This is a genomic window from Mucilaginibacter sp. P4_A11 (assembly GCF_056402535.1).
In genome coordinates, this window is record NZ_JBFUHE010000006.1 from 322,462 (window position 1) to 345,781 (window position 23,320).

Annotated in this window: 16 protein-coding genes; 9 read left to right on the top strand and 7 right to left on the bottom strand. The window is 43.3% G+C overall.

The window, feature by feature from the left end; translation table 11 throughout:
* Positions 1 to 171: 171 nt before the first annotated feature.
* The 6 genes from AC1DUD_RS14240 to AC1DUD_RS14265 all read right to left on the bottom strand — a co-directional run bounded on the left by AC1DUD_RS14240 (position 172) and on the right by AC1DUD_RS14265 (position 9,081).
* Positions 172 to 1,368 (bottom strand): acyltransferase family protein, encoded by a 1,197-nt coding sequence (locus AC1DUD_RS14240; RefSeq protein WP_477375392.1) that lies wholly within the window; start codon positions 1,366 to 1,368, stop codon positions 172 to 174.
* A 292-nt stretch (positions 1,369 to 1,660) separates the two neighbouring features.
* Entirely contained in the window at positions 1,661 to 3,742 is a 2,082-nt protein-coding gene (locus AC1DUD_RS14245) for a hypothetical protein (RefSeq protein ID WP_477375394.1), read from the bottom strand.
* A gap of 224 nt (positions 3,743 to 3,966) precedes the next feature.
* A complete protein-coding gene (gene fabG, locus AC1DUD_RS14250) occupies positions 3,967 to 4,710 on the bottom strand; it encodes a 3-oxoacyl-[acyl-carrier-protein] reductase (RefSeq protein WP_091218667.1) in 744 nt (247 codons plus the stop codon).
* Between the two features lie 178 nt (positions 4,711 to 4,888).
* A complete protein-coding gene (locus AC1DUD_RS14255) occupies positions 4,889 to 5,350 on the bottom strand; it encodes a hypothetical protein (protein WP_477375396.1) in 462 nt (153 codons plus the stop codon).
* Positions 5,351 to 5,609: 259 nt separating this feature from the next.
* The gene (locus AC1DUD_RS14260; RefSeq protein WP_477375398.1) at positions 5,610 to 7,970 is read right to left on the bottom strand and encodes a TonB-dependent receptor; all 2,361 of its coding nucleotides are present in this window, start codon (positions 7,968 to 7,970) and stop codon (positions 5,610 to 5,612) included.
* A gap of 202 nt (positions 7,971 to 8,172) precedes the next feature.
* Complete coding sequence (locus tag AC1DUD_RS14265) at positions 8,173 to 9,081, bottom strand: serine hydrolase (RefSeq protein ID WP_477375400.1); 909 nt, start codon at positions 9,079 to 9,081, stop codon at positions 8,173 to 8,175.
* A gap of 64 nt (positions 9,082 to 9,145) precedes the next feature.
* Here AC1DUD_RS14265 and AC1DUD_RS14270 point away from each other — a divergent pair, with 64 nt between their 5' ends.
* The 4 genes from AC1DUD_RS14270 (at position 9,146) to AC1DUD_RS14285 (ending at position 13,758) form a co-directional block, all read left to right on the top strand.
* Positions 9,146 to 9,661: a hypothetical protein gene (locus AC1DUD_RS14270; protein ID WP_477375402.1), complete on the top strand. Its 516-nt coding sequence runs from the start codon at positions 9,146 to 9,148 to the stop codon at positions 9,659 to 9,661.
* A gap of 155 nt (positions 9,662 to 9,816) precedes the next feature.
* Positions 9,817 to 10,860 carry a tetraacyldisaccharide 4'-kinase gene (lpxK, locus tag AC1DUD_RS14275; RefSeq protein WP_477375404.1) on the top strand — a complete coding sequence of 348 codons (1,044 nt, stop codon included), beginning with the start codon at positions 9,817 to 9,819 and terminating at the stop codon, positions 10,858 to 10,860.
* Entirely contained in the window at positions 10,844 to 11,659 is an 816-nt protein-coding gene (locus tag AC1DUD_RS14280; RefSeq protein ID WP_477375406.1) for a purine-nucleoside phosphorylase, read from the top strand. Before lpxK ends, AC1DUD_RS14280 begins: the two co-directional genes overlap by 17 nt.
* A gap of 41 nt (positions 11,660 to 11,700) precedes the next feature.
* Positions 11,701 to 13,758 (top strand): putative porin, encoded by a 2,058-nt coding sequence (locus AC1DUD_RS14285; protein WP_477375408.1) that lies wholly within the window; start codon positions 11,701 to 11,703, stop codon positions 13,756 to 13,758.
* A gap of 308 nt (positions 13,759 to 14,066) precedes the next feature.
* On the opposite strand, the gene AC1DUD_RS14290 is transcribed toward AC1DUD_RS14285, so the two are convergent.
* Entirely contained in the window at positions 14,067 to 14,435 is a 369-nt protein-coding gene (locus tag AC1DUD_RS14290; protein WP_477375410.1) for a glyoxalase superfamily protein, read from the bottom strand.
* Between the two features lie 226 nt (positions 14,436 to 14,661).
* Between AC1DUD_RS14290 and AC1DUD_RS14295 the strand changes: the two genes are divergently transcribed.
* The 5 genes from AC1DUD_RS14295 (at position 14,662) to AC1DUD_RS14315 (ending at position 23,294) form a co-directional block, all read left to right on the top strand.
* Complete coding sequence (locus tag AC1DUD_RS14295; RefSeq protein WP_477375412.1) at positions 14,662 to 15,696, top strand: sensor histidine kinase; 1,035 nt, start codon at positions 14,662 to 14,664, stop codon at positions 15,694 to 15,696.
* Complete coding sequence (locus tag AC1DUD_RS14300) at positions 15,696 to 16,397, top strand: LytR/AlgR family response regulator transcription factor (RefSeq protein WP_477375414.1); 702 nt, start codon at positions 15,696 to 15,698, stop codon at positions 16,395 to 16,397. The genes AC1DUD_RS14295 and AC1DUD_RS14300 overlap by 1 nt, the downstream gene beginning before the upstream one ends.
* Positions 16,398 to 16,856: 459 nt before the next feature.
* A complete protein-coding gene (locus tag AC1DUD_RS14305) occupies positions 16,857 to 19,658 on the top strand; it encodes a TonB-dependent receptor (protein WP_477375416.1) in 2,802 nt (933 codons plus the stop codon).
* Positions 19,649 to 20,461: a DUF4249 domain-containing protein gene (locus tag AC1DUD_RS14310; RefSeq protein WP_477375418.1), complete on the top strand. Its 813-nt coding sequence runs from the start codon at positions 19,649 to 19,651 to the stop codon at positions 20,459 to 20,461. The genes AC1DUD_RS14305 and AC1DUD_RS14310 overlap by 10 nt, the downstream gene beginning before the upstream one ends.
* Positions 20,462 to 20,783: 322 nt before the next feature.
* Positions 20,784 to 23,294: a TonB-dependent receptor gene (locus tag AC1DUD_RS14315; RefSeq protein ID WP_477375420.1), complete on the top strand. Its 2,511-nt coding sequence runs from the start codon at positions 20,784 to 20,786 to the stop codon at positions 23,292 to 23,294.
* The last annotated feature ends 26 nt before the right edge of the window (positions 23,295 to 23,320 follow it).

Below are 23,320 nucleotides of genomic sequence, written 5' to 3' on the forward strand. Positions count from 1 at the left end.
GATCTGTTTTAATAAATCTTATCTGAATAATTTCCACACGAATGCTTTTCAAACCATTCACAATTAATCGAATTACACTAATTTTTAATTAATTTAAGATTCGTGTAATTCGATTAATACGTAAAAATTAGTGTGAAAATTTTTCATTTATACTTTTTCTATCTGCATGTGTTAAAAGCGATTTTCCTGCATCAAAACTCCCCCTCCGCGTTTTAGCGATTGACCACCTTGCCATTTAAGCAAAACCTTATCTCTAAGCTTTAACGATGGTTTCTCGACAACGTGCCTTAATACCAACGCCCCTGCCACACTACTTATAATACAACACAACATCATGAGGTTGCTGTTTTTATCCATGCCTGCTACCGATAACAGGTTTTGTGTAAGGTGGATCATGAGCTTGTGAATTAAATAAATACCATAGGAGAGCGCAGCAATTTGCGCGGTGATTGCTGACTTAAGCTTATAAAGTACATTACCGGGGCTCACTACTGCAGCCACAACTAAACCATATCCCACAGAAATTAACGGAAAACCCCACATGGTAGTGCTAAACGTGGCCTGCGGTGTAGCTACAAAATAAGACATTATTAAAATTGCAAAACCCGTTAACATCAATACATGGCTGTATTTGCTTGCTTTAGCTTTTATGTGTGGATAGAAAGTATAAATACCGGCTATGCTCACTCCTATGAGCAAGCCATCAAGCCGGTTGTAGGTTGGATAATAAATAAACTCGTTCCACACCGCCCCTATGTCATCCCCGGATAACTGAGGCTCAATAAAATATTGCCAGCCTGCGTACCTTATCACGAAGCCACCAATAAATAACGCAGCAATCAGGTATATGGCTTTTTTGCCGGCTTTAATATAGTTGAATAACCAAAAGGTTAATGGCAGTATTAAGTAAAATTGCTCCTCTACACATAACGACCATGCATGAGTAAACGTGCCTGTTTGATGCAGATCGAGCCCAAAATTGAAAGTGAACGTCAGGTATTTCCACAGTGCTGCAAAATGTTCACGTTCTCGCAAAAATGGTACAAAGGCATATAGGGCAATAACAACGAGATACGGCGGAATGATCCTGAAAAAACGTTTGATAAAAAACTCCTTTATAGCTATGCTTTTACCCCTGGCTATAGTACTGAAAAGCTGCCCGGCAATCAAAAAGCCACTCAAAACAAAAAACAGGTCGACACCAGTCCATCCAAAACTTCCAATTTTATTTTCCCATTCCGGGTGACCGTAAAACTGGTAATGGAATAAAAACACAAACACAATGGCAAAAGCCCGCAAATGATCAAGGCCCGAAAGTTTATGTTTGCCGGAGATATCCAGACCGGCAGCAGATGTAGGGATCGACATTAATGGTGTGGAAATTTATATCGTAATCTATATATTTTTATTTGCTGATCGATATTGATCCGGGTTTATAGTAAGAATATTACGTTATCTCTATTGGGGAAAGGAGGATATAAGGATATATTTAGCTTGTGGTCGGTGTTTTCATCGCACCACTCCTAAACCTTCAAATTTAACATTGGTCAATAACTCATGTGGTACGGTGAAAACACCGACCACAGGCTTAATCGCACTGGGCCATTGCTTTTTTCCTTTCTCTTTTCTTGCCTCTTATATCTTATCGTCTTGACTCCCCTTAAACTTCTCCTTCTCTCTTCCTCAAAAACCACTCTGTTGATAACAGCAGCAGGATCAACCCAAACAGCCATTTCATATCTATCAGGTCGCTGTAATGCTTATCCTCATATACCACCGTTTTGATATTTTCGTTTTTTCGAATCTGTTCGGCAAGTTGGCTTATCTGCGATGGTCTGATCATTTGTCCACCGCTTTGTTTGGCCAGGGCGTTGAGCAATGCGTGATTAGCGGCGCTTTGGCGGGTTTCGAGGTTAAGTGGCTTTATGGTGAACTGACCACTGGCTTTAAACTCCTGTTTCCCGGTTTGTGTTGAGGCGCTATAAGTATATTCGCCTATAGGCAGGGTACCTGCATCCAGCTGGTAACTTTGACCGGTGCGGGTAAATAGGAAGCTATAGTTTTTTCCTGCTGCGCTTTTCAGTTCTATCTTTACATCCGGAGTATTGATCAGTTCAAGGGCGTCGTTATATAACTCGGCATTGAGGATCACGTTTTCGCCCTCATCAAATACGTTACGTGCCGGATAGACGCGGAAACGCTGGCGATTTGTGTTGGCAGTTAAATATTGTACGGTTTGGCTCAGCAGTTCGTCGGTTGCATTTCGGTTGCCATAGTTTTGAAACTCGGACAATTGCCAGCGCCAGATGCCCTCGCCGGTTAATACGGAAATCCGCCTGCCTGCTTCATCACCAAAGGCAAGCAATGGGTATGTGGTAGCTACGGCACCAATTTTTTGCTTCAATAAAACAGAAGTACCTGCAGCCGTTCCATAACTACCAAACGGCGCTATCAATGGTGGGAAGGCAGCAATCTTTTTCCGTGCCGAATCGGACAGTGTAAACGCCGTAAAATCATTTGTTGGCAGCGGCATCACCTCCTGTGTTTCGGCACGGCCGGCACTTATATGAACCACATTTTGCTCGCTGTTGATTAACTGAAGATTACTTTGTGAGCCGATGATATACCAAACCGGCATTTTACTCTTAGCCATAAAGCTTTTCACCGATGGATACTCTCCCGCCGAAAGCTGGTACAAGATCAACAAGCTATAATCTGCAGGTTTAATAGTTACAGCATCAGCGAGGGAACTTGCCTTTACTTCAAAGTTTTTATTGGTTTCGATAGCCTGCTTGACCACCGTTAAATCGGGGTGCGGACCATTATATAACAACAGTACCTTTTGCCTTGCATCCAATACCTCCACATAAATAGTTTCGGTATTGTTTTGGATCGAAAGCTCGTTTTTTACAGGCGCGATGCTAATATTGTATTTTCTCAGTCCTTTCCTGGCAGCGTTCAGTTTTATGGGAATGATCTTTTTAAAATCGGCACCCGTTACCGGGATACTTTGAGCGTAAACTTGTTTACCATCTTCAGTAACTGAAAGATTCATGTTTTCGCCCTTGCTTTGATAGGCTGTGGCAAGCACCTCTATCACAAAATCATTCCCTAAAAAGGCGGTCTTGTTATAGTTTACATTGCCAATGAGCAGATCGCGTTTAGCGGTGGTATCGCCAAGGGCTATGGTGTAGATACTGGTTTTGATATTCCGGGCCTCATATTGCGGATCGTTACCCTGGTTGTATAAACCATCGGTAGCCAATATCAGCGCTCCAATATTCTGATTAGTGAACCTATCATTAAGCTGATGCAGCGCACCTGCTATATCCGTTTGTTCACCGCCGAAGTTTTTTGAAAGACCAGGGTGCAGCTCTTTATCAAAACTAAATTCCTGTACATCGTATTTATCGCCAAGTTCTTGTTTCAGTTTAGCCAGGTCATCAATAAAGGCGGATGGATTAAAACCCGCCGGTTTAAAAGTGTTTATGGATGATGAATTATCCTGTGCAATAAGTACCAGTGGTTTTTGAGGCTCATATTTAACCGATTTCACCAATGGGGAGATGAGCAATACCGTTATAAAAAATACGGTTACCGCACGGATAGCAGCCAGTATATAGCGTAAGTTTTTGCTTAAATCAACCGGCTTGCGGTACATGAGCCAGGCATATGCCAAACCCAGCAATAAGCCGGCAGGCAACCACCATCCCGAAACAGAACCCCATGTAAGTGAAAACATTTGTAGCTATAGTATCATCAGGGCGCAGATCATCCGGCCCAATAAACATTACCTGCAAAATGCGAAATTATTGTGAAATGAGGGGAATAAGTTTTTCCCATTTAACTAAAAACGTCATTGCGAGGCACGAAGCAATCCCCTACTGTACAGGGCGGACCTGCTAATTGGGGATTGCTTCGTACCTCGCAATGACGCGTGGTGAAGATATTTTAGTATTTTATTTCTTACAACATTCCGCCGTCAACAGGGATAACCTGCCCGGTGATGTAAGCGGCCATGTCAGATGCCAGGAATACGCAGGCATTAGCTACGTCTTCAGTTTCGCCGGCACGTTTAAGCGGAATACCTGCTGCCCAGCCTTCAACAACTTTAGGATCCAGTACTTCGGTCATTTCGGTACGGATAAAGCCTGGGGCAACCACATTGGTACGGATATTACGTGAGCCTAACTCTTTAGCTACCGATTTAGAGAAACCAATGATACCTGCTTTTGAAGCAGCATAGTTGGCCTGACCTGCATTACCCTGCACACCAACAACCGAGCTCATGTTAATGAATACACCTTTGCGGTTTTTCATCATGATCTTTGAAGCAGCCTTGGTAACGTTGAATATCGATTTCAGGTTTACGTCAAGCACTTCGTCCCAGTTTTCCTCGGTCATACGCATCAGCAAACCATCTTTGGTGATCCCGGCATTATTAACAACGATATCAAGCGTACCGAAATCAGCAACAATATCGGTGATCAGTTTATCAGCTTCCTCAAATTTGGAAGCATCGGAACGGTAACCTTTTATTTTAGTACCGAAGCTTTGCAGTTCCTGCTCAAGAGCCTGGCCTTTTTCAACTGATGATAAATAAGTGAAAGCTACGTTAGCGCCATGCTCGGCAAATTTTTCGGCAATCTTACGGCCTATTCCTTTTGACGCGCCGGTAACCAACGCGGTTTTTCCTTCTAATAATTTCATAATTAAAGTATATGATTTCAGGGCGGTGAAGTTAGGTATTTAGTTGGAAAGTCTAAAGTGCCGAGTCGGAAGTCTTAAGTTAGAAGTTCAAAGTGTTAAGTCTAAAGTCAGCAAGGAGCAGAACTTAAATTCCCGCAATGATTTCAAGACTTTGTACTTCCGACTCAGGACTTTAGACTTATTTCAAATACTCCGCCGGTATCGGGTTATCTTTACGCTCTCCATCATAAAACCAGGCCAGGATCCAGAAACGGGTACCGTCATTAAACAGTTCAATGCTGTTGATACCCCGTTCGGTTACCGGGCCATCGGCCGTGTTACGTGATTCATAAGTGCTCCAAACGTGATAAATACTTCCAAACTTTTCAACCCGGCGGGCTATCTCCCTCTCATCAAATCCATTTTTTGATAGCGACGGGTCGGCCAGTTTGTGATATTCCATGGATATATGCAGCAGACTGTCACGCTCATAGCTTACTTTTTCGCCTTTTTTAACGGAGACTACACCGTAATAAGCTTTTATGATGCCATCAAGGGTACTTACATTATCGCCGTATTTGGTAATAACCTGCGAATGTGCGGGAAAAGTGACGGCAATACTTATAATAGCAATGAGCAGCGGCAGGATATTCTTTTTCATGATAATTACGGTTTATTAACGATCAGATTTTGATTGAATTAACAAAAAATATCCGGGATAACATAGGATAAAACAACCATTATTATATAAAAGCTAAAAGCAGAATGCACAAAGCTTAAAGCTAATTAATGGACCGTCACCAGATCAAGCGTCCACGCTTGATCCATTCAAAAAGTAAGCGTCCACGCTTCCCTACCGGGAGCGTGGACGCTTAAAATAACAATCATTCAAACGTGGACGTTTGAACGTGCAGTTAAAATTAAAAAGTAGTATTCAACGATACCCCATAAGTACGTGGGTTACCTAAGTGCGTTGCGCCGAAATCATAAGCATAGTCAATATATTTTTTATTGGCGATGTTACTCTCCCAGAAAAACAAGCCGAACCTTTTAGTGCTTACACCTACCCTTGCATTAAACTTGTTGTATCCTTTTTGCTCAATCTGGTTGGCGAGGTCAAAATACTGATCGCCCAGATAGCGCCACTCGCCACGGGCAATCAGCTTTGTTTTCAGCGGACCACCCAGGTCATAAGCATATTGAAGAGCCAGCATGCTGGTAATGTTTGGTGTGTAGATTTGTTTATTGCCTTTCAAGTTCACTTCTTCGCCATTGCTGCCTACCACTAATGTAGTGTAACGCGCATGGGTATAGCCAAAATTGTAATCAAACTCCAGGCCTTTAATTGGAGTGGCGTTAATTTCGGCCTCAATACCTTTGCTGTTTAACTTACCTGCATTTTTAGTGATGGTGATAGCATCGGGCAGCACCAACGTTGGCACCTGTGCATCAGTAACACGGGTATAAAACGCGGTTACATTTACACGCAGGCGGTTATCTAAAAAATCGTTCTTTGAACCTACTTCAAAGTTGTTGCTGTACTCAGGCTTAAAAGAATAAAGCGGCGGAGACGAGGGATCAGAACCTAACTCGGTAATACCACCGGCACGGAAACCACGGCTATAAGTAGCAAACAAATTATTATGTGCCGATACATGGTAAGCCAGGCTCACTTTAGGCGTAAACGCTTTATAGTGCGCTGTTGAAGAAGTATCCGAGCGGGTAACCATTGATTCGCCACCGTTTGGCAGAAACTCGCCCATTATATTTTCTTTTTTGTGCTCGTAATCATAACGCAAACCCGCTGTAACATCAAATTGCTCACTAACAGCATAAGTAGCCTGTCCGTAAACTGCTATACCGTAGTTACGATCAGTATTGGTGTTGATGCTGGTAAAATCACTGATCGGCGAGCCAACTGCGGCTGCGTCATCGCCAAAATAGGTTCCTTGTTTATTTGGTGCATAATGGTAAAAGCCATAAGTACCGGCTGCCCATTTCAGTTTTGAGGTTGATGAAGCAGGAGAGGTAAACCTGAACTCCTGGATAGTGGTTTTCACTTTATTCCATTTACCGCCATAATTATTTACGATAGATACGGCATCAATGGGTGAAAAGTCGCCATCAATAGGCGTGGTATAATACCTGTTATTTACCTGGTAAGAGGTTTGCGAAGTGAAGTTAAAGTCACTGCCGCTGTAATTAGCCGTTAATGACGATTGAAAGGTATTATCAATCATTTTGGTGGTGGCATTCTGGTTAACTTCAAAAGGGTGGCTCAGTGCATCATCAGGCGAGCCGGCTAAAGTGAACGCGCCGTTATTGCGATTGTTGTAGTTTTTAACGTTCAGCGTAAAAGCCAGTTTTGAAGTAGCTAAAAACTTCAGGTAATAGTTGCCTAAAAAATAATGCTGCTTATCAAAATGGGTATTGTTAAATGTATTGGTATAGAAACCATTAAAGCCAGAATAGATTCCGGCTACGCCTAAATACAATTTGTCTTTCACCAATGGCGCCTTAATACCTAAGGTATAACGCTGCTGGTTATAATTACCAACATCAACTCCAGCAAAACCACTCAAGGTATTTGATGGCTGTTTGGTGATCACATTGATAACACCACCGGTAGCATTACGACCATAAAGCGTTCCCTGCGGACCGCGCAAAACCTCTATCCTATCCACATCAAGCAACTGCGGAATATAAGTATCCAGCCCGTACTGGTTTACACCATCAACATAGGTTGCCACGGCAGGATCATACGACGTAGTCACAATACCGCGGATGCCCGTAACAGTACGGCCATCACCGGGTGCACCCGAGTTTAAGTTAGGGACAATAGCGGTGAGGTCTTTCAAATCCCAAAGCCTGTAATCCTGTATTTGCTTGGCCGATAGGGTTGAAATACTGAAAGGTACACGTTGAGCCTGCTCTTCCGTTTTTTGGGCAGATACAGTAACCTCATCTAACTGGTTACTGGCATCATTCAACTGGATGGTTATAGGGCGACTTGTACCGATAATGTTAACCGGGATATTTTTGGCGGCATAACCAATGGCACTGATGTGCAGGGTATATTTTCCGGAAGGAATATTTTTTAAGATAAACTTCCCGCTTCGGTCGGCACTGGTTTGGTAGTTGGTATTGAGCAGGTACACCGAAGCGCCCGCAATGGGCTGGCTTTTACTATCGGTTATGGTGCCCGAAAAATCGCCCGTGGCTTGGCTCCGGGCCGAAAATGCAATGGCAATAAATAGTAATAAAGTAAATAATTTACGCATAAAATTAGGTGTAGTTAAATGTGTACAGATCACACATTGTAATCGATTGCCAATAATAGCAAATGGCTAACAATTAACAGCTATCCTGCATAAAATATTACTTAAATTTTTATCGTTTGAATGTCAATTATTACAAATTACCGCTATATACAGGCCTCTCGGGCCATCGATGGACTCATACTGGTAACTTCTTTTTTATCTATTATTCATTCAGCATAAATTTATCCACTCCATCCGCAGGCTGCCACTTATCAGCAGGTTCAAAATAATGCCACAGCAGGGCCGATACTTTTTTAATCAGTAAACCGGCCTCGTTATTGGGTGTCCAGCTGGTATCGGTATTATGATTGGTGATAATAGAAAATACGTAATCGCCATGCGGGGCGTTAACCAGCACAGTTTCCGACCGCGATTCATCAACTGCCCCCTGTTTGGATATGGTATGCACATACGGCGGGATCTGCGATAGCGCATGCTCATCCCAATAAATGCGCCCCATGTTTCGGTACATCCGCTCACTGGCAGCCGGGCTTACGGCTTTACCTTCCCGGATCATGGTGAACAGGCGGCTCATTTCGCGCGGGGTACTTACCCCCCAGCCGTAAATTTTGCGCATAGCTTCCCTGCCCGGAGCCCTTGAATTTACCCGCATTACTTTAAAACCATTCTGATCGAGCCAATTATTAATATACTCACTGCCCACCAGCTTTTGCAGCCATAGGCTCGCTGTATTATCGCTCATAGTGATCATCAGCATGGCTACTTTACTTAGTTGCACAGTATCTTTATCTTTAAAAGAGCCCAACAGGTCTTCACCGGCATAAAGCAATGAATCGCGGTAAACCAGTTTCTGATTATACTTTAGTTCCCCCTTCTCTATCTTATCCATCACCCCGCACTGAATGCTTACCTTGATCATACTCGCTGTGGGGAACAGGGTATCGGCATTGATCTCGACTGTTTTACCGGTTTTCAGATTATGAACATAGATCCCAACCTGCCCGTGGAAATCCTTTACCGCATCATTCAATTTAGCGATGAGTTTACTATCGGTTTGAGCAAAGGCTGACGTTGCCAATAACAGCGTCAGGAAGGTAAGTTTATGTTTCATGGGATAAGCGATCTGAGAAGATGAAAATACAAATTTTAAAATAACGGGCAACCATCTGTTTCATGTGGAGGTACTATTCAAAATACTACGTTTTTTATATTTGCTAAAAACCCGTTACCTCATGAGCCAGTTTGTTGATATCACCAATCGCAAAGTATTGTATCGCTTATTCCTTAATCTTGATGCGCAGGCTAAGCCGCTTTGGGGTAAAATGACACCTCAACAAATGATCGAGCACCTTGCAACCCAGGTTCAATACACCAACGGCACCAGGATCCCAACCTGGGACGGGCCGCATGAAAATACCGCCGCACGTAAGCAGAACGGTATCTACACCGACAACGAAATGCCCCGCAATATTATTTTGGAAGAGTTGCCCCATACGCTAACGTATCCCGACCTGGAAAAAGCCATTAATCAATTAATGAAAGAGCTGGATACTTTCGACAGGTATTTCAACACGAATGATGTTAAAGTGATCCACGGAGGTTTCGGTCCTTTGGATTATTATGAATGGATCATATGGCATGGCAAACATTTTACGCACCATTTAAAGCAGTTTGGGGTGATAGGCTCGTAGTAAATTGGTATCAAATATTAACTTTGCTGTTCTTCAGAAATTTAAAAGAAGAAAAACGACATTGCGAGGTACGAAGCAATCGCGAACTCTACAGAGCGGACCTGTAATTTGGGATTGCTTCGTACCTCGCAATGACGGGTTGAGAAAAACCATATATGAAATTCCTGCGCTGGCTTTTAATACCCTTTTCGCTGATTTACGGCCTGGTTGTGGGTATCCGTAACTGGTGTTATAACCAGGGAATTTTTAAAAGTACCGGGTTTGATATGCCGGTGATCGTAGTTGGTAATCTGGACGTTGGCGGTGCAGGCAAAAGCCCGATGACCGAATACCTGATCAGGCTACTGAAGAGCAATTATAACATAGCTACACTTAGCCGGGGCTACGGTCGCGCAACCAAGGGCTTTTTACTGGCTACTGCCGAAAGTAAGGCATCAGACATTGGCGATGAGCCAGCCCAGTTCAAACATAAATTTCCGGATGTTGATGTGGCTGTTTGCGAAAAGCGGGTTAATGGTGTTGAGCAGTTAAAGGATAATCATGATATTATTATTTTAGATGATGCCTACCAGCACCGTGCGCTTGAACCTGGTTTCAGCATTTTGCTTTTTGATTACAGCCGGGTTAATGAGCCTCATTTCCTGCTTCCGGCAGGTAACCTACGTGAGTCGTTTGGAGGGCGTAAAAGGGCGGATGTAACCATCATCAGTAAATGCCCCGCTTCGCTAACAGACCTTGAACAGGGGCGGGTGATAAAAAGGATCAAGCCATATCCACATCAGTCACTATTTTTTACGACGATAAACTATCTGCCGGTTCAGGCAATGAACGGCACTACGGTTATAAATGCCATCGACAATCAAACCACTATCTTCTTACTCACAGGTATAGCTAATCCAAAACCATTATTAGCACATCTCAAAAAGCAAACACAGCTGGTTGTTCATCACAATTATCCCGATCATCACCGTTTTAGCTTAAAAAATATCAGTAAACTTGCCGATGAGTTTTCGGCCTGTGCATCACAAAAAAAAGTGATCATCACAACAGAAAAGGATGCGCAGCGTTTAGGGGAACAGGACCTGCTTCCGATGGTTAAAAAACTGCCCGTTTTGGTATTGCCAATAGGTATAAGTTTTTTAAATAACGGGCAACAACAATTTGACGAATTAGTACAAACATATGTTAGACAATATTGAAAGCACCGCCCGGTATATCAAAAACCGCATAGGAGATTTTGAACCCGAAGTGGGTATAATTTTAGGCACTGGCCTTGGCGGCCTTGTCAAAGAAATTGAGGTCGAAAAACAGTTGATGTACTCTAACATACCTGATTTTCCTATCTCAACATTGGAGTTCCACTCGGGCAAGCTTATTTTTGGTACGCTTGCAGGTGTTAAAGTTGTTGCCATGCAGGGTCGCCTGCATTATTACGAGGGCTACAACATGCAGCAGATCACCTTCCCGGTTAGGGTGATGAAATACCTTGGGATAAAAACACTGTACGTATCAAACGCCAGCGGTTCACTTAACCCCGATTTTAAAAAGGGTGACCTGATGATCATTGAAGATCATATTAACCTGCAGCCTCAAAACCCGCTGGTTGGCCGCAATTATGAAGAACTTGGCCCACGCTTTCCGGATATGAGCGAACCTTACCGTCATGATATGATCGAAAAAGGTTTGGCTATTGCCCAAAAGCACAATATAACCTGCCATAAAGGGGTTTACGTAGCCGTAACAGGTCCTAACCTTGAAACCCGTGCCGAGTATAAATACCTGCGCATTATAGGCGGTGATGCCGTTGGTATGAGCACCGTGCCCGAGGTTATTGTTGCCAACCACATGGGCATCCCAACATTTGCAATTTCGGTATTAACAGATGAAGGTTTCCCTGAAATACTGAAGCCGATAACGCTTGAAGAAATCCTTGCTATAGCGCAGGAAGCCGAACCCAAAATGACCCAGATACTTAAAGAATTGATAGCCGGTAATTAATGCGCCAAAAGCTCAAATATTTTTTTTTATTACTGATGTGTATGTCGGTACAGGCTGCTTTTGCGCAGTATGGAAACCGTACCAATCCACGTAACCTGCCTACCCGTGATACCGCACGCCGGCAGGAAAAACAAATGACCGACGATCAGCTCCTGGACAGTTTACGGCGTAAGGAAGAGAACAAAAAGGACTCGGTAGTCTTCAGCTCAAAATTCATCCGTGTTACCAATGAACGTTTGCTGAACGACAGTACACAGATGTTTCCGATTGATACCGGTATCAATAACTTTGAGATCTATAGTCCGCTTATTGATCCGCGCAGTCCACGGATCCATTTAGGCAATATTGGTTTGTCGCAGCGGCCCTTGCTTTTTGAGCCCAGCAGGACCATAGGATTTGATCTGGGTTTACACTCACTGGATATTTACGCGCTGAAGCCCCAGGATATCAATTATTATAACACACGGGTACCATATACCAAGCTTACACTTTACAATGCCTTCGGTGGGTCGGCCATACAGCTGTTCAATATCGTCCATACCCAAAATATAAAGCCCAACTGGAATATCGGTTTTAATCTTAATTTCAACGGATCAAGGGGATTTTACAATTTTAACAATGTATTGGGCCAAAACGTGAGCGATTTAAATGCTTCCATTTTTACCTGGTATGAATCAAAAAGTAAACGGTATAATCTGCTGGCCAACCTGTTGTTCAATAACCTTAAAGCGCCCGAAACCGGCAGTATCCTCAACGATTCGGTATTTACCAGTACCAATGTAAACAACGCCTTTTCAAAAGACAGGGCAGCGGTGCGCCTGCCTTACAGTTATGAAAACTGGAACGATAAGGGACTTTACATTAAACAGTTTTACTATTTAGGCCGGATAGATAGCCTAAATAAAGGCAAGGATAACTCAAAGATCCTGCCTACCCAGCGCGTATCACATACCCTGCATATATCAAACAGCAGGTACCTGTACAAGCAAAGTGGTGTTGATACCTATAATGTGTTCCCCGATTATTATTACAGCAATAACCGGTCGCGGGATTCGACAGTGGTGACGCATATCCAAAATGAGTTTTCGTATAGTTTTTACCTTCGGAGTAAATCGATGAAGTTTGTAAAGAATGAGCTTAAGCTTGATTTGGGCCTTGTGCATGACTTTTACTCCTACAACCAATATGTTAGCGATACTACCCTTAACCAGTATGGCGCAAAATACATTCACCAGGATAAGGTACAGCACAATACTTTCCAGGACATTACGCTGAAGGCTAAACTTGGCTACCGCTTCAGCGACAGGATTGCCCTTGATGCAGATTTCAGGCAGATCGCCCAGGGTCGTGATTTTGGTAATTATCTTTATGATGCCAAACTTACACTGGCCGGTGGCAAAAAAACAGGTAAGATCATTTTAGAGGCCTATTCACAAAACAGCTCGCCGCCATTGGTTTATAACAACTGGATCTCCAATCATTATATTTTCCATAACGATTTCAGCAATCAAAAAACCACCAGTGCATCATTCAACTACATTAACAATGCCCTGCAAATTGATTTAAAAGTTGAATACTTTTTGATCAGCAATTACCTGTATTTTACCGCTCAGGATGGCGGAAGTGATGTACGCCCGGCACAACTTAATAGTTCCATTAACCTGTTAAAAGTAAGTCTCGGTAAAAACTTCACCTACCGGAGCCTGCATTTTGATAACTACGTGGTATATCAAAAAACCGATTATCAAAACACGCTTCGTACGCCCGAAGTTTATGCGTACAGCAATCTTTATGTTAACAGAACATTACTTAATGTACTTCACGCCAGCATGGGCTTAAACGCAAGGTACAATACAGAATACGTTGCACCTTCATATGCTCCGGGATTAGGCCAGTTTTATAATGGCGCCAATGTCACGTTTTCATCATACCCTATATTCGGCGTATTTTTTAAAGCAACGCTGCAACGTACTAATCTGTTTGTTGCTTATGATTATATCAATCAGCGTGCATGGAGCAAAGGTTATTACACAGTTAACCGCTACCCTCAACAGGATGCCATCCTGAAGTTTGGCGTTTCATGGACGTTTTATAATTAAAGAGATAATTAATACAAAAACCTTTGCCATAGTAAACTAATTGGCGACAGGAGGCTCCGCTGGAGCCTTTTTTTTATATAATATTTTTGCCTACAAACATGGCACTCCTCCGGAGTTTGAAAAGTATAGCATACTAAACTCCGGAGGAGTACCATGTTTGTAGTAAACAACAAAAAGGAAGTCGGCTCCGTAGGTGCCTCCTAATTAAAAAGCAATTCTTTGCAATTCTGGTTGAGTTGCTTTATAAAATTCATTTTCTCATAATCATTTCTTCGGGCTTTATAAATAACTCTTTCTTAACAAACAACCTATCCCTTCAATTCCTCACTAAATGTTAATCTGTTGCCAAAAGGATCGTGAACCGTCATGGTGATGGACTTGTCGTTCCACTCAGGTACTTCAAGACCGGGGCGGTTATACTTGTATTTTTTCGCGATGAGATGGGCGTGATAATCCCTTAGCTCTCTAAAATCGTCAATTGCGACGTGACTACCGGGACTGGCATCGCCGTGATGTTCGGAGAGGTAAAGTACTACGTCGCGCAGGGATATTTGTATATATACCGGTACACCTTCGGGCTTGTGTTCCCAATCAGTTTTAAAGCCGAGCCAGGTAATATAAAACTCAATAGCTTTATCGTAATCAAAAATTCGGAGGATAGGTTTAATTATTGCCATAGGTAATGAATTGCTAAACAAATTTAACAGAAATGCTTCCAGTTTGTGCAGCAAACGCGCTTATTTTCAAGCATCTGCCTGCAAATGTTAATAGATGTTAAATATGATTAAAACTGCGTTACAAATTAGGTTTCCACACAACAGATAACTTACTTTCGTCGGCACATTTTGCCCCCTCGTCTATTACATTGAGTGCGGGTTTAAAATGAGGCTACCTTAGCATGATATGTTTAAACGGATAAAACCGGCGCTGATTATAGAAGTTTGTATCCATCTGTTATTTTGGGCACTGATCATATTTACGCCCGTAATTTCCAGGCCGGATATGCGGGGCTTTCCACAGCCTGCTTTTTCATTGGGGCACATTATCAGTTTTAACCTTGTGCTGGCGGCCGAGTTTTACCTGAACGCATTTTTCCTTATTCCGAAGATCTTAAAAAAGAATATCTGGCTTTACTTTTTCGCGTTGCTTGCCTCCTTTGTGGTATTCAATTTAATACTGATGGCTGTACGTCATTATTTCCCAGTGCCTCATTTTCCGTGGATGGGGCAACATCGCCGACCGCAGGGGCCATTCCTGGTTATTTTCCCGTTATTGTCCATTACTGCCGGCAGCTTTGCTTATCACTATCTGGCAGATCAATTTAAGGTCATCAACAAAAAAAAGGATATCGATAATGCTTCATTGATCTCTGAACTGGCATTTTTGCGCTCGCAGATCAGCCCGCATTTTATTTTTAACGTCATTAACAGTGCCGTAGCGCTTTCGCGCTTAAACCCTTCGGCAGTTGAGCCCACGCTCATCCAGCTTTCCAAACTGCTGCGTTACATGCTTTATGTAACCGATGCCGAAAAAGTTACATTGTGCCAGAAAGAAGACTATCTCCGCAGTTACATTGAGCTACAGCAACTCCGTTTCCGCGACCAGGTGAAGATCAGTTTTAGCTCCGATATCAAAGCGCCCGATAAAAGTATCGAACCCATGTTGCTGATCCCATTTGTGGAAAACGCTTTTAAACATGGCACCGGCGATATTGAAGCACCGGCGATAGCCATTACGCTTTTTACCGATGAAAAAAACCTTCGCTTCAGCGTACAAAATGTGTACAACCCGGCCGAGGGAAGTAAAGATAATGCCTCGGGTATTGGCCTGGCCAATGTTAAACGCCGGCTGGAACTGCTGTATCCCGGTAAACACAACCTATATATCAATAAAAACGAGCAGGCTTATATAGTTATGCTGCAATTGGAACTTAAATGATGCGATGTTTAATAATTGACGATGAGCCGCTGGCGCTCGACCTGCTGGAAGATAACCTCAAGCACGTGAACACCATACAGGTGGTAGCACGGTGCCGTAACGCGGGTGAAGCGATCATAGCTATGCAGAAGGAGCAGATCGATCTTATTTTCAGCGACATATACATGCCGGGTATCAACGGGCTACAGCTTATCAGGAGCCTTACTCAAAAGCCTATGGTGATATTTGTAACCGCTTATGAAAAATTTGCGGTAGAGGGCTTTGAGCTTGACGTGGTAGACTACCTGGTTAAACCTGTACCCTTAGATCGTTTTTTGAAGGCCTGCCACAAGGCGCTTGACCTGTATGAACTTCGCCGCAGTTATGTACCGCAGCCCACAACTAAAAATTATTTCTTTTTGCATGCCGATTATAACCTGGTAAAGATCAGCTTTGACCAGGTTGAATACATTGAGGGACTTAAAGATTACATCAAAGTACATCTCATTAATCAGCAAAAACCGGTATTGTCCCGCATCAGCCTCAAAGCTATTGAGCTGCAATTACCCCCCAATCAATTTTTCCGGGTGCATAAATCATATCTTGTTAACCTCGACCATGTATCACAGATGCGTCGCGCCCGCATCAAACTTATCAACACCGAGATCCCGCTAAGCGATGGTTACCGTGATGTGATTAACAGGATGATTGGGAAGGTGTAAGCAAACAGGTCATTGTGAGTGTTTAAATCCCTAGACTCAGAAGTTGAAATGATATCTCCATGCCGTCATGCTGAACTTGTTTCAGCACCCCACAAGAAAGGTAGGCGATTTGCTTAGCATGTGGCTTAGCGAGTGAGGTGTTGAAACAAGTTCAACATGACGATAATTTTTTTATTATATAATTAGGTAGCGCGGTGTGGCAATCGCATACTATACACGGCGGCTCTGCTTCGGTACGATTGCCGCGCTGCTCTCGGCCTTCTTTATAAGCATTTTCCCATATCGCTGCCTCAAAATCTGCCACTGCCACTAATAACTGTCACTTACCCCGATATCCCACCAATCTCCCTACCACACATCCTGCCGTCTTGTCGACACAAAGCCTCTTATGGTCGATTTTATTTGAGCTGCTTCAAAACATGGTGCAATTTCGGCACTGAAGAAAATATATACCCCTACATGAAGAAATTTTCCTTATTGTTATTATCCACCCTTGTTTTGTGCTGTTCGGTGGCTCATAGTCAGCAAACGCAGCAAAAACTCAAAAAGATCGTAGTTAACCATTTTTTCTCATGTCCGCTTGATGAGCTTCTTGATACACTGGCCATGAACTACAAGGTTCGCATCGTGTTTGAACGGGAACCTTTGCATGAAATGGACGTTGTAGAGCATTTTTTCGAAGAACCATTGAAAGAAGTAATTGCCAAAGTTTGTGATGAAAACAACCTGCATTACTGGATAGAGTCAAGCGGCACTATTTACATCCTCCAAAACACCGACGATCTGGCCCGGCTGCAAAAGCTCAATAAACTCTCGTTGCAGGCCGCCAATGCAGTAAAAGCCAAAGAGATTGAGGGGCCCAGGGCTAAGCCCAAACATTTCCTGGTCAGCATTAACGGCCGGGTGATTGACCAGCAAACGGGCGAATCACTCCCATCGGCAACAGTGAAGATCAGGGGAACCGATCTCAACGTAATGACTAACTCCGACGGCTATTTTACCATGTTCAAGGTACCTTCAGATACGTCGGTAGTGGAGGTTTCATATACAGGTTACCAAACCGACTATTTCAGGCTGAGCTCAGAGAAGCTGAATTCGCCGCTGATCTGTGGTTTGTATTCATCACTTAACAGTTTAAACGAGGTTACCATTACAGGTAAAAAAAGCGGCGTTATGAATACAGATAGCAGGCAGGTTGGCGTGTTACAGCTTTCGCCGGCCAATTTGGATAAGCTGCCTACCATGGGTGATAAGGATGTACTACGGGCCTTCCAGTTGATGCCCGGCGTAAGCGGCACCAACGAGTCGTCATCCGGAGCCTATGTGCGCGGCGGTACGCCCGATCAGAATTTGGTTGTGCTGGATGGCTTTACCATTTACCAGGTCGACCACCTGTACGGTTTCTTCAGCGCTTTTAATGCCAGCGCCATTAAAGATGTGCAATTGTATAAAGGCGGCTTTACGGCCAAATACGGCGGCAGGCTTTCGAGTGTTACCGAACTTAATGGTAAGGAAGGGAATAGAAACGAAACCAATATCGGTACCGATTTAAGTTTGCTGAGCGCCAGCGGTTACCTGGAAACGCCGCTGTCGGACAAGTCGACCTTGCTATTAGCTGTAAGGCGTTCATACCAGGGACCGTTTTATAACAAGATCTTTAACCAGTTTAACCAAACTTCAACCACACAGAGCGGCGGTCCGGGTGGTGGTGGCCGGGGAGGCTTTGGAGGCGGTGGCTTTGCCAACCAGATTACGCCAAGCTCATACTTTTATGATTTTGATGCCAAGTACACGTACAGCATCAGTCAAAAAGATAAAGTTTCATGGAGTTTATATACCGGTACCGATAAAACAGATAACAGCCGGCAATTGGGGCTGCCATCATTCCTGTCGTCAGGCAGCAGCGGGATCAATATTACCGACTATACCAAGTACGGCAACCTCGGCAGCAGTATCAAATGGTTCAGGCAATGGAATAAGAAACTATACTCCAACAATTACATTACCTACTCATCCTATTTCAACGACAGGAACAGGAGCACTTCGGGATTTTCACAGATTGATACCAACGGCATTTCGCATACCCTAAGTACCGGCACGCTCGAAACCAACAACCTGAAAGACGTAGGCTACAAATCTGAATGGGAATGGACAGCCAGCAACAAATACAAACTGCTTTTTGGTGGTTTTGCATCCTACAAAAAAATTGATTATGAGTACACTCAAAACGATACCAGCAAACTCATCAATCAGCACAATAATGCCATCCTCGCTGGCTTTTACACCGAGCTGTCTATCGACCCAAACAATAAATTTCATATTCAGCCTGGCTTACGCGCCAGTTATTTTGGACCTACAGCCAAACCGTATTTTGAACCACGGCTGTCAGCAAGTTATAGCCTCACCGATAAGTTTACCATAAAAGGTGCAACCGGGCAGTTTTACCAGTTCGAGAACCAGGTGATCCGGGAGGATATTTTGGGCGGGAACCGAAATTTCTGGGTGTTATCCAACAATAGCAATATCCCTGTTGGTATGTCAAGGCATTTTATATTAGGCTCCAGCTATGAAACCGATGCGTTTTTGTTCAGCATTGAAGGATACTACAAAACACTTAGCGGCCTTACCCAGTACACCGTAAGGCAAACACAGCCTGCAGGCGGCGGTTTCAGGATGGATGCTAATCAAAACCAAACACAAACCGTAACCGAAGATTTTTACCAGGGAACCGGCCGTGCCAAAGGTGTTGAGTTCCTGGTGCAGAAAAAGATGGGCCGTTATACCGGCTGGATCAGCTATACCCTCGCCCAGGCCCAAAACAAGTTCTCGGCTTTTGGCAACGATTATTATGCTGCCGATCAGGATGTACGCCATGAGTTTAAATCCATCAACATGTACCATTACCAGCGCTGGAATTTCGCTGCTACCTTCCTTTTCAGCACCGGGCACCCGTATACGGCTCCCCTATCCAGCTATACCATTAAAACGGTTGATGGCAATAGTATCACTTACCTTAACATCAGCGATAAAAATGCCGAACGGTTGCCTGCTTACCACAGGCTGGACATGTCAGTATCCTACGATCTGCTAAAAATAGACGGACATAAAATAGGCTCGATAGGCTTATCCCTGTTCAACGTTTACAACCATACCAATATCTGGTACCGCGAATACCAAATGCAAAACAACCAGGTTATTACTACCGATGTTAACTACCTCGGCTTTACCCCTAACGTTACATTAAGCTTAAGATGGAAATAAAAACACACCTACGATATATATGCCTTGCATTGATAGCCGGCTCCCTGATGATAGTATCGGCCTGCAAAAAAAATTCATCTGATACAAATGCGGTGAACAAACCGGTTGTTGAAGCTTATCTGGTAGCCGGTCAGCCGCTGTCTGTAAAAGTTTATCAGCAAAAAGGCCTCACAGATACGGCTACTTATGGTTCAGCCTTAACCGGTTTAAGTATCAACGTGAGCAACGGCGCACAAACGGTAAAACTTACTGAAGGAGCAAATGGCACTTACACCTACAGCGATGCTTCATTTATAACTACCGGTAAAACCTATACCATGCAGTTTACCTATAATAATGTGGCTATAAGTGCATCAACGGTGATGCCGGGGAAGCCCGTTGGATTTAAACTGACAGATAGTGTATTCCATGAGCCAAACACGCTTGATCAGGCTTATAACGATAAGGTACTCCAAACCGTGACCTGGACAAACCCCGATTCGCTACAGCATATACTGCTTTTCAAGAATACTGACAGTAACCCTTTTGAGATCATAGCAGTAAGGAGTAACAGAAATCCAAGCTTTGAGATCAATACCGAACGAACTTCGATATATAACATTACCCAAACAACCTTTAAATACTATGGACTATATAAGGTGATATTGCTAAGGGTAAATGACGAATACATCAATGTACTTACCACCAATACCCGCGGCAGTTCGCAAAACTTAGTAAATACCCCCACAAATGTTGTTAACGGCTTAGGCATATTTACCGCCATGCAGGCCGATACTTTAAATTTGAGGGTAACTACGCAGTAAAAGATAAGGCACATTCTCAAGAGAAAATGTGATCTTACCACCGTCATTGCGGGGCAAGAAGCAATCCCAAACTATACAGGGCGAACTTTATAGTCGCTCTGCTAATCCGGGATTGCTTCTTGCCCCGCAATGACGTTTTTTGTTGATAATCCCCCCTTTGTCACACCATTGTAAACACTCGTTTAAACGTTTATTGTAAAATCCACGGTTTACATCATGATAGTGTAACTTATACATTACAAATGCACTAATTGTAAGAAAATAAAAATTCAGCGTGTAACATTTAAGGTAATTTCGCCTCCAATTACCAAAATAACACTAAATGAAACGTTTTTACATACTTATTGCATTATTCTGCTTCGCGTTATCGGCTCAGGCCCAGTTTGGTGTGGGCGGCGGCGGACCCACTACAACAGGCAGAATATCAGGCACTATCATTGATTCGCTTACAAAAAAACCAATGGACTATGCCTCGGTTGGTTTATACCGAAGCGGCGGCAAATCGCCAATTACCGGAGTTGTAACCGATGAAAAAGGTAACTTTAAATTGGACAATATAAAGCCAGGCGTGTATAAGCTCGCTATCTCCTTTATAGGTTACCCAACTAAATTTATTGATCAGGTAACTACTACCCCATCAAAACCAGATGCTAAGCTTGGTCAGGTTCTGTTAGCTCCAAGCTCACACGCGCTTAAAGAAGTTTCGGTAGTTGGCCAGGCTGCACTGATTGAAAACAAGATCGATAAGATAGTTTATAACGCCGAGAAAGACCTTACTTCTGTTGGCGGTAACGCTACCGACGTATTACAGAAAGTGCCATTGGTAGCGGTTGACTTAAATGGCAACGTATCCATCCGCGGCGACCAGAACGTGCGCGTATTGATCAATGGCAAACCATCAGGCGCAACATCGGCCAGCTTATCGGATGTATTGAAAACCATCCCTGCCGACCAGATCAAAAGCATAGAAGTGGTTACTTCACCATCGGCCAAATATGATGCAGAAGGTTCGGCAGGTATCCTGAACATTATTACTAAGCAAAAAAATGTCTCGGGCATCAGCGGTTCAGTTAGCGGTGGTATTGGTACACGCCAAAACAATGGCAATGCCAATATTAACTATAATCATAACAGGTTTAGCTTATCGGCAAATGCCGGTGGTAACGCAACTTGGCCGCAAACTTCGCTCACCTCAAGCGATCAGAACTTCAATTACAACGATCCTACCAAACACTATGAGCAAACATCTACAGGAACCAGCCGCGTTAAACGCCATGGCGTAATAGGTTCGGTTTCGGCTGGTTATGATTTTAACGCGTTCAACAACTTACGTACTTCCGTTCGCTTAAACCAGGGTGGTTTTGACCCGCATTCATTATCAACAACTAACCAAACTTATTATTTTAACCATGCGCTCGATCAGTCATACACATCTGATGGCCGTGGCCACAACAGCTTTGGCGGTTTTGACTGGAACGTTGATTACACACACAAGTTTAAAAAAGAAGGTCATGAACTGGACCTGTCGGCACAATGGAGCCACAGTAAGATTGTAACCGATTATACCAACTTATACTCTGCAGTGTTTGACTCCCTGCAAAATAATATCAATGGTAAAAATAACGAGTATACCATACAAGCAGACTATACCTTGCCTATAAGCAAAGTACTTAAATTGGAAGCTGGTGGTAAAAATATCATCAGAAGGATAAAAAGTATCTCCGATTATTTTGTACCAGACGACAACGGCGGTTTTGTATTCAGCGATCCAAATTCAAACAAGTATAACTATAACCAAACCGTTTGGGCCGGCTATTCAGTGTTAACCTTCACCCTGCCAAAAGGCTACTCCATCATGACCGGTGCAAGGCTTGAAAATACGGATATCCATGGTGAGCCCATCAACAGCGCTCAAAATCTTAGTCCTTTTGATCAAAATTACAATACGTTTATTCCGAGCTTAACTATTCAAAAGGCCCTTACATCTACCCAAACAATTAAACTATCGTATAGCAAGCGCATAACCCGCCCAAGTTTACAGTTTTTGAACCCTTTTGTTAACAGGAGCAATATCACGGCACAAACAGTTGGTAACCCGGATCTGTCTCCCGAAATATCGCAAACTATTGAATTGGGTTACAATACATTTATAAAATCGTCGGTAATTAATCTTTCGGCTTATTATAAACATACATCAGGCCTGATTGAGGGTATAGTTGAAAACCTGCCACCTAACGGTGATCAGAACGCCACTTTAACTACTTATCAAAACATTGGTGTAAACAACTCATACGGCGCAAGCTTTTTTGGTTCGGTAACTCCGTTCAAGATCCTGACCATCCGCGGCCAGATCAACGCTTATACCTATAAGCCAACCGCTATTGATCAATTTACACATCAGCAAACACAAACCAATACATATGTACAGTACAACGCGTTTTTAAGTGCTCAGCTTACGCTGCCAAGCAACTTTATAGCTGAGGCTTTTGCCGTTCAAAACTCGGCACGCCGTACCATTCAGGGCTCTAATCCATCCTTTAGCATTATGGGCTTCGGCTTTAAAAAACAGTTTATGCAAAAGAAACTTGCATTGGGTGTTAATGCGATTGAGCCATTCAACACTTACAAAAACTTTAACACCGATATAACAACGCCAACGTTTACACAAAGCAGCAAATTTGCGTTCCCGTTCCGTTCGTTCGGTATTACGTTTAGCTACAGCTTTGGTAAATTGAGCTTCAGCAACCCTCAACAACAGAAAAAAGGTGTTAACAACGACGACATGAAACAAGGCGATCAGGGTGCCGGCGGCTCACCTACAGGAGGCAGATAGTTTTAGGAGTCAAGACTTTTAGAGTC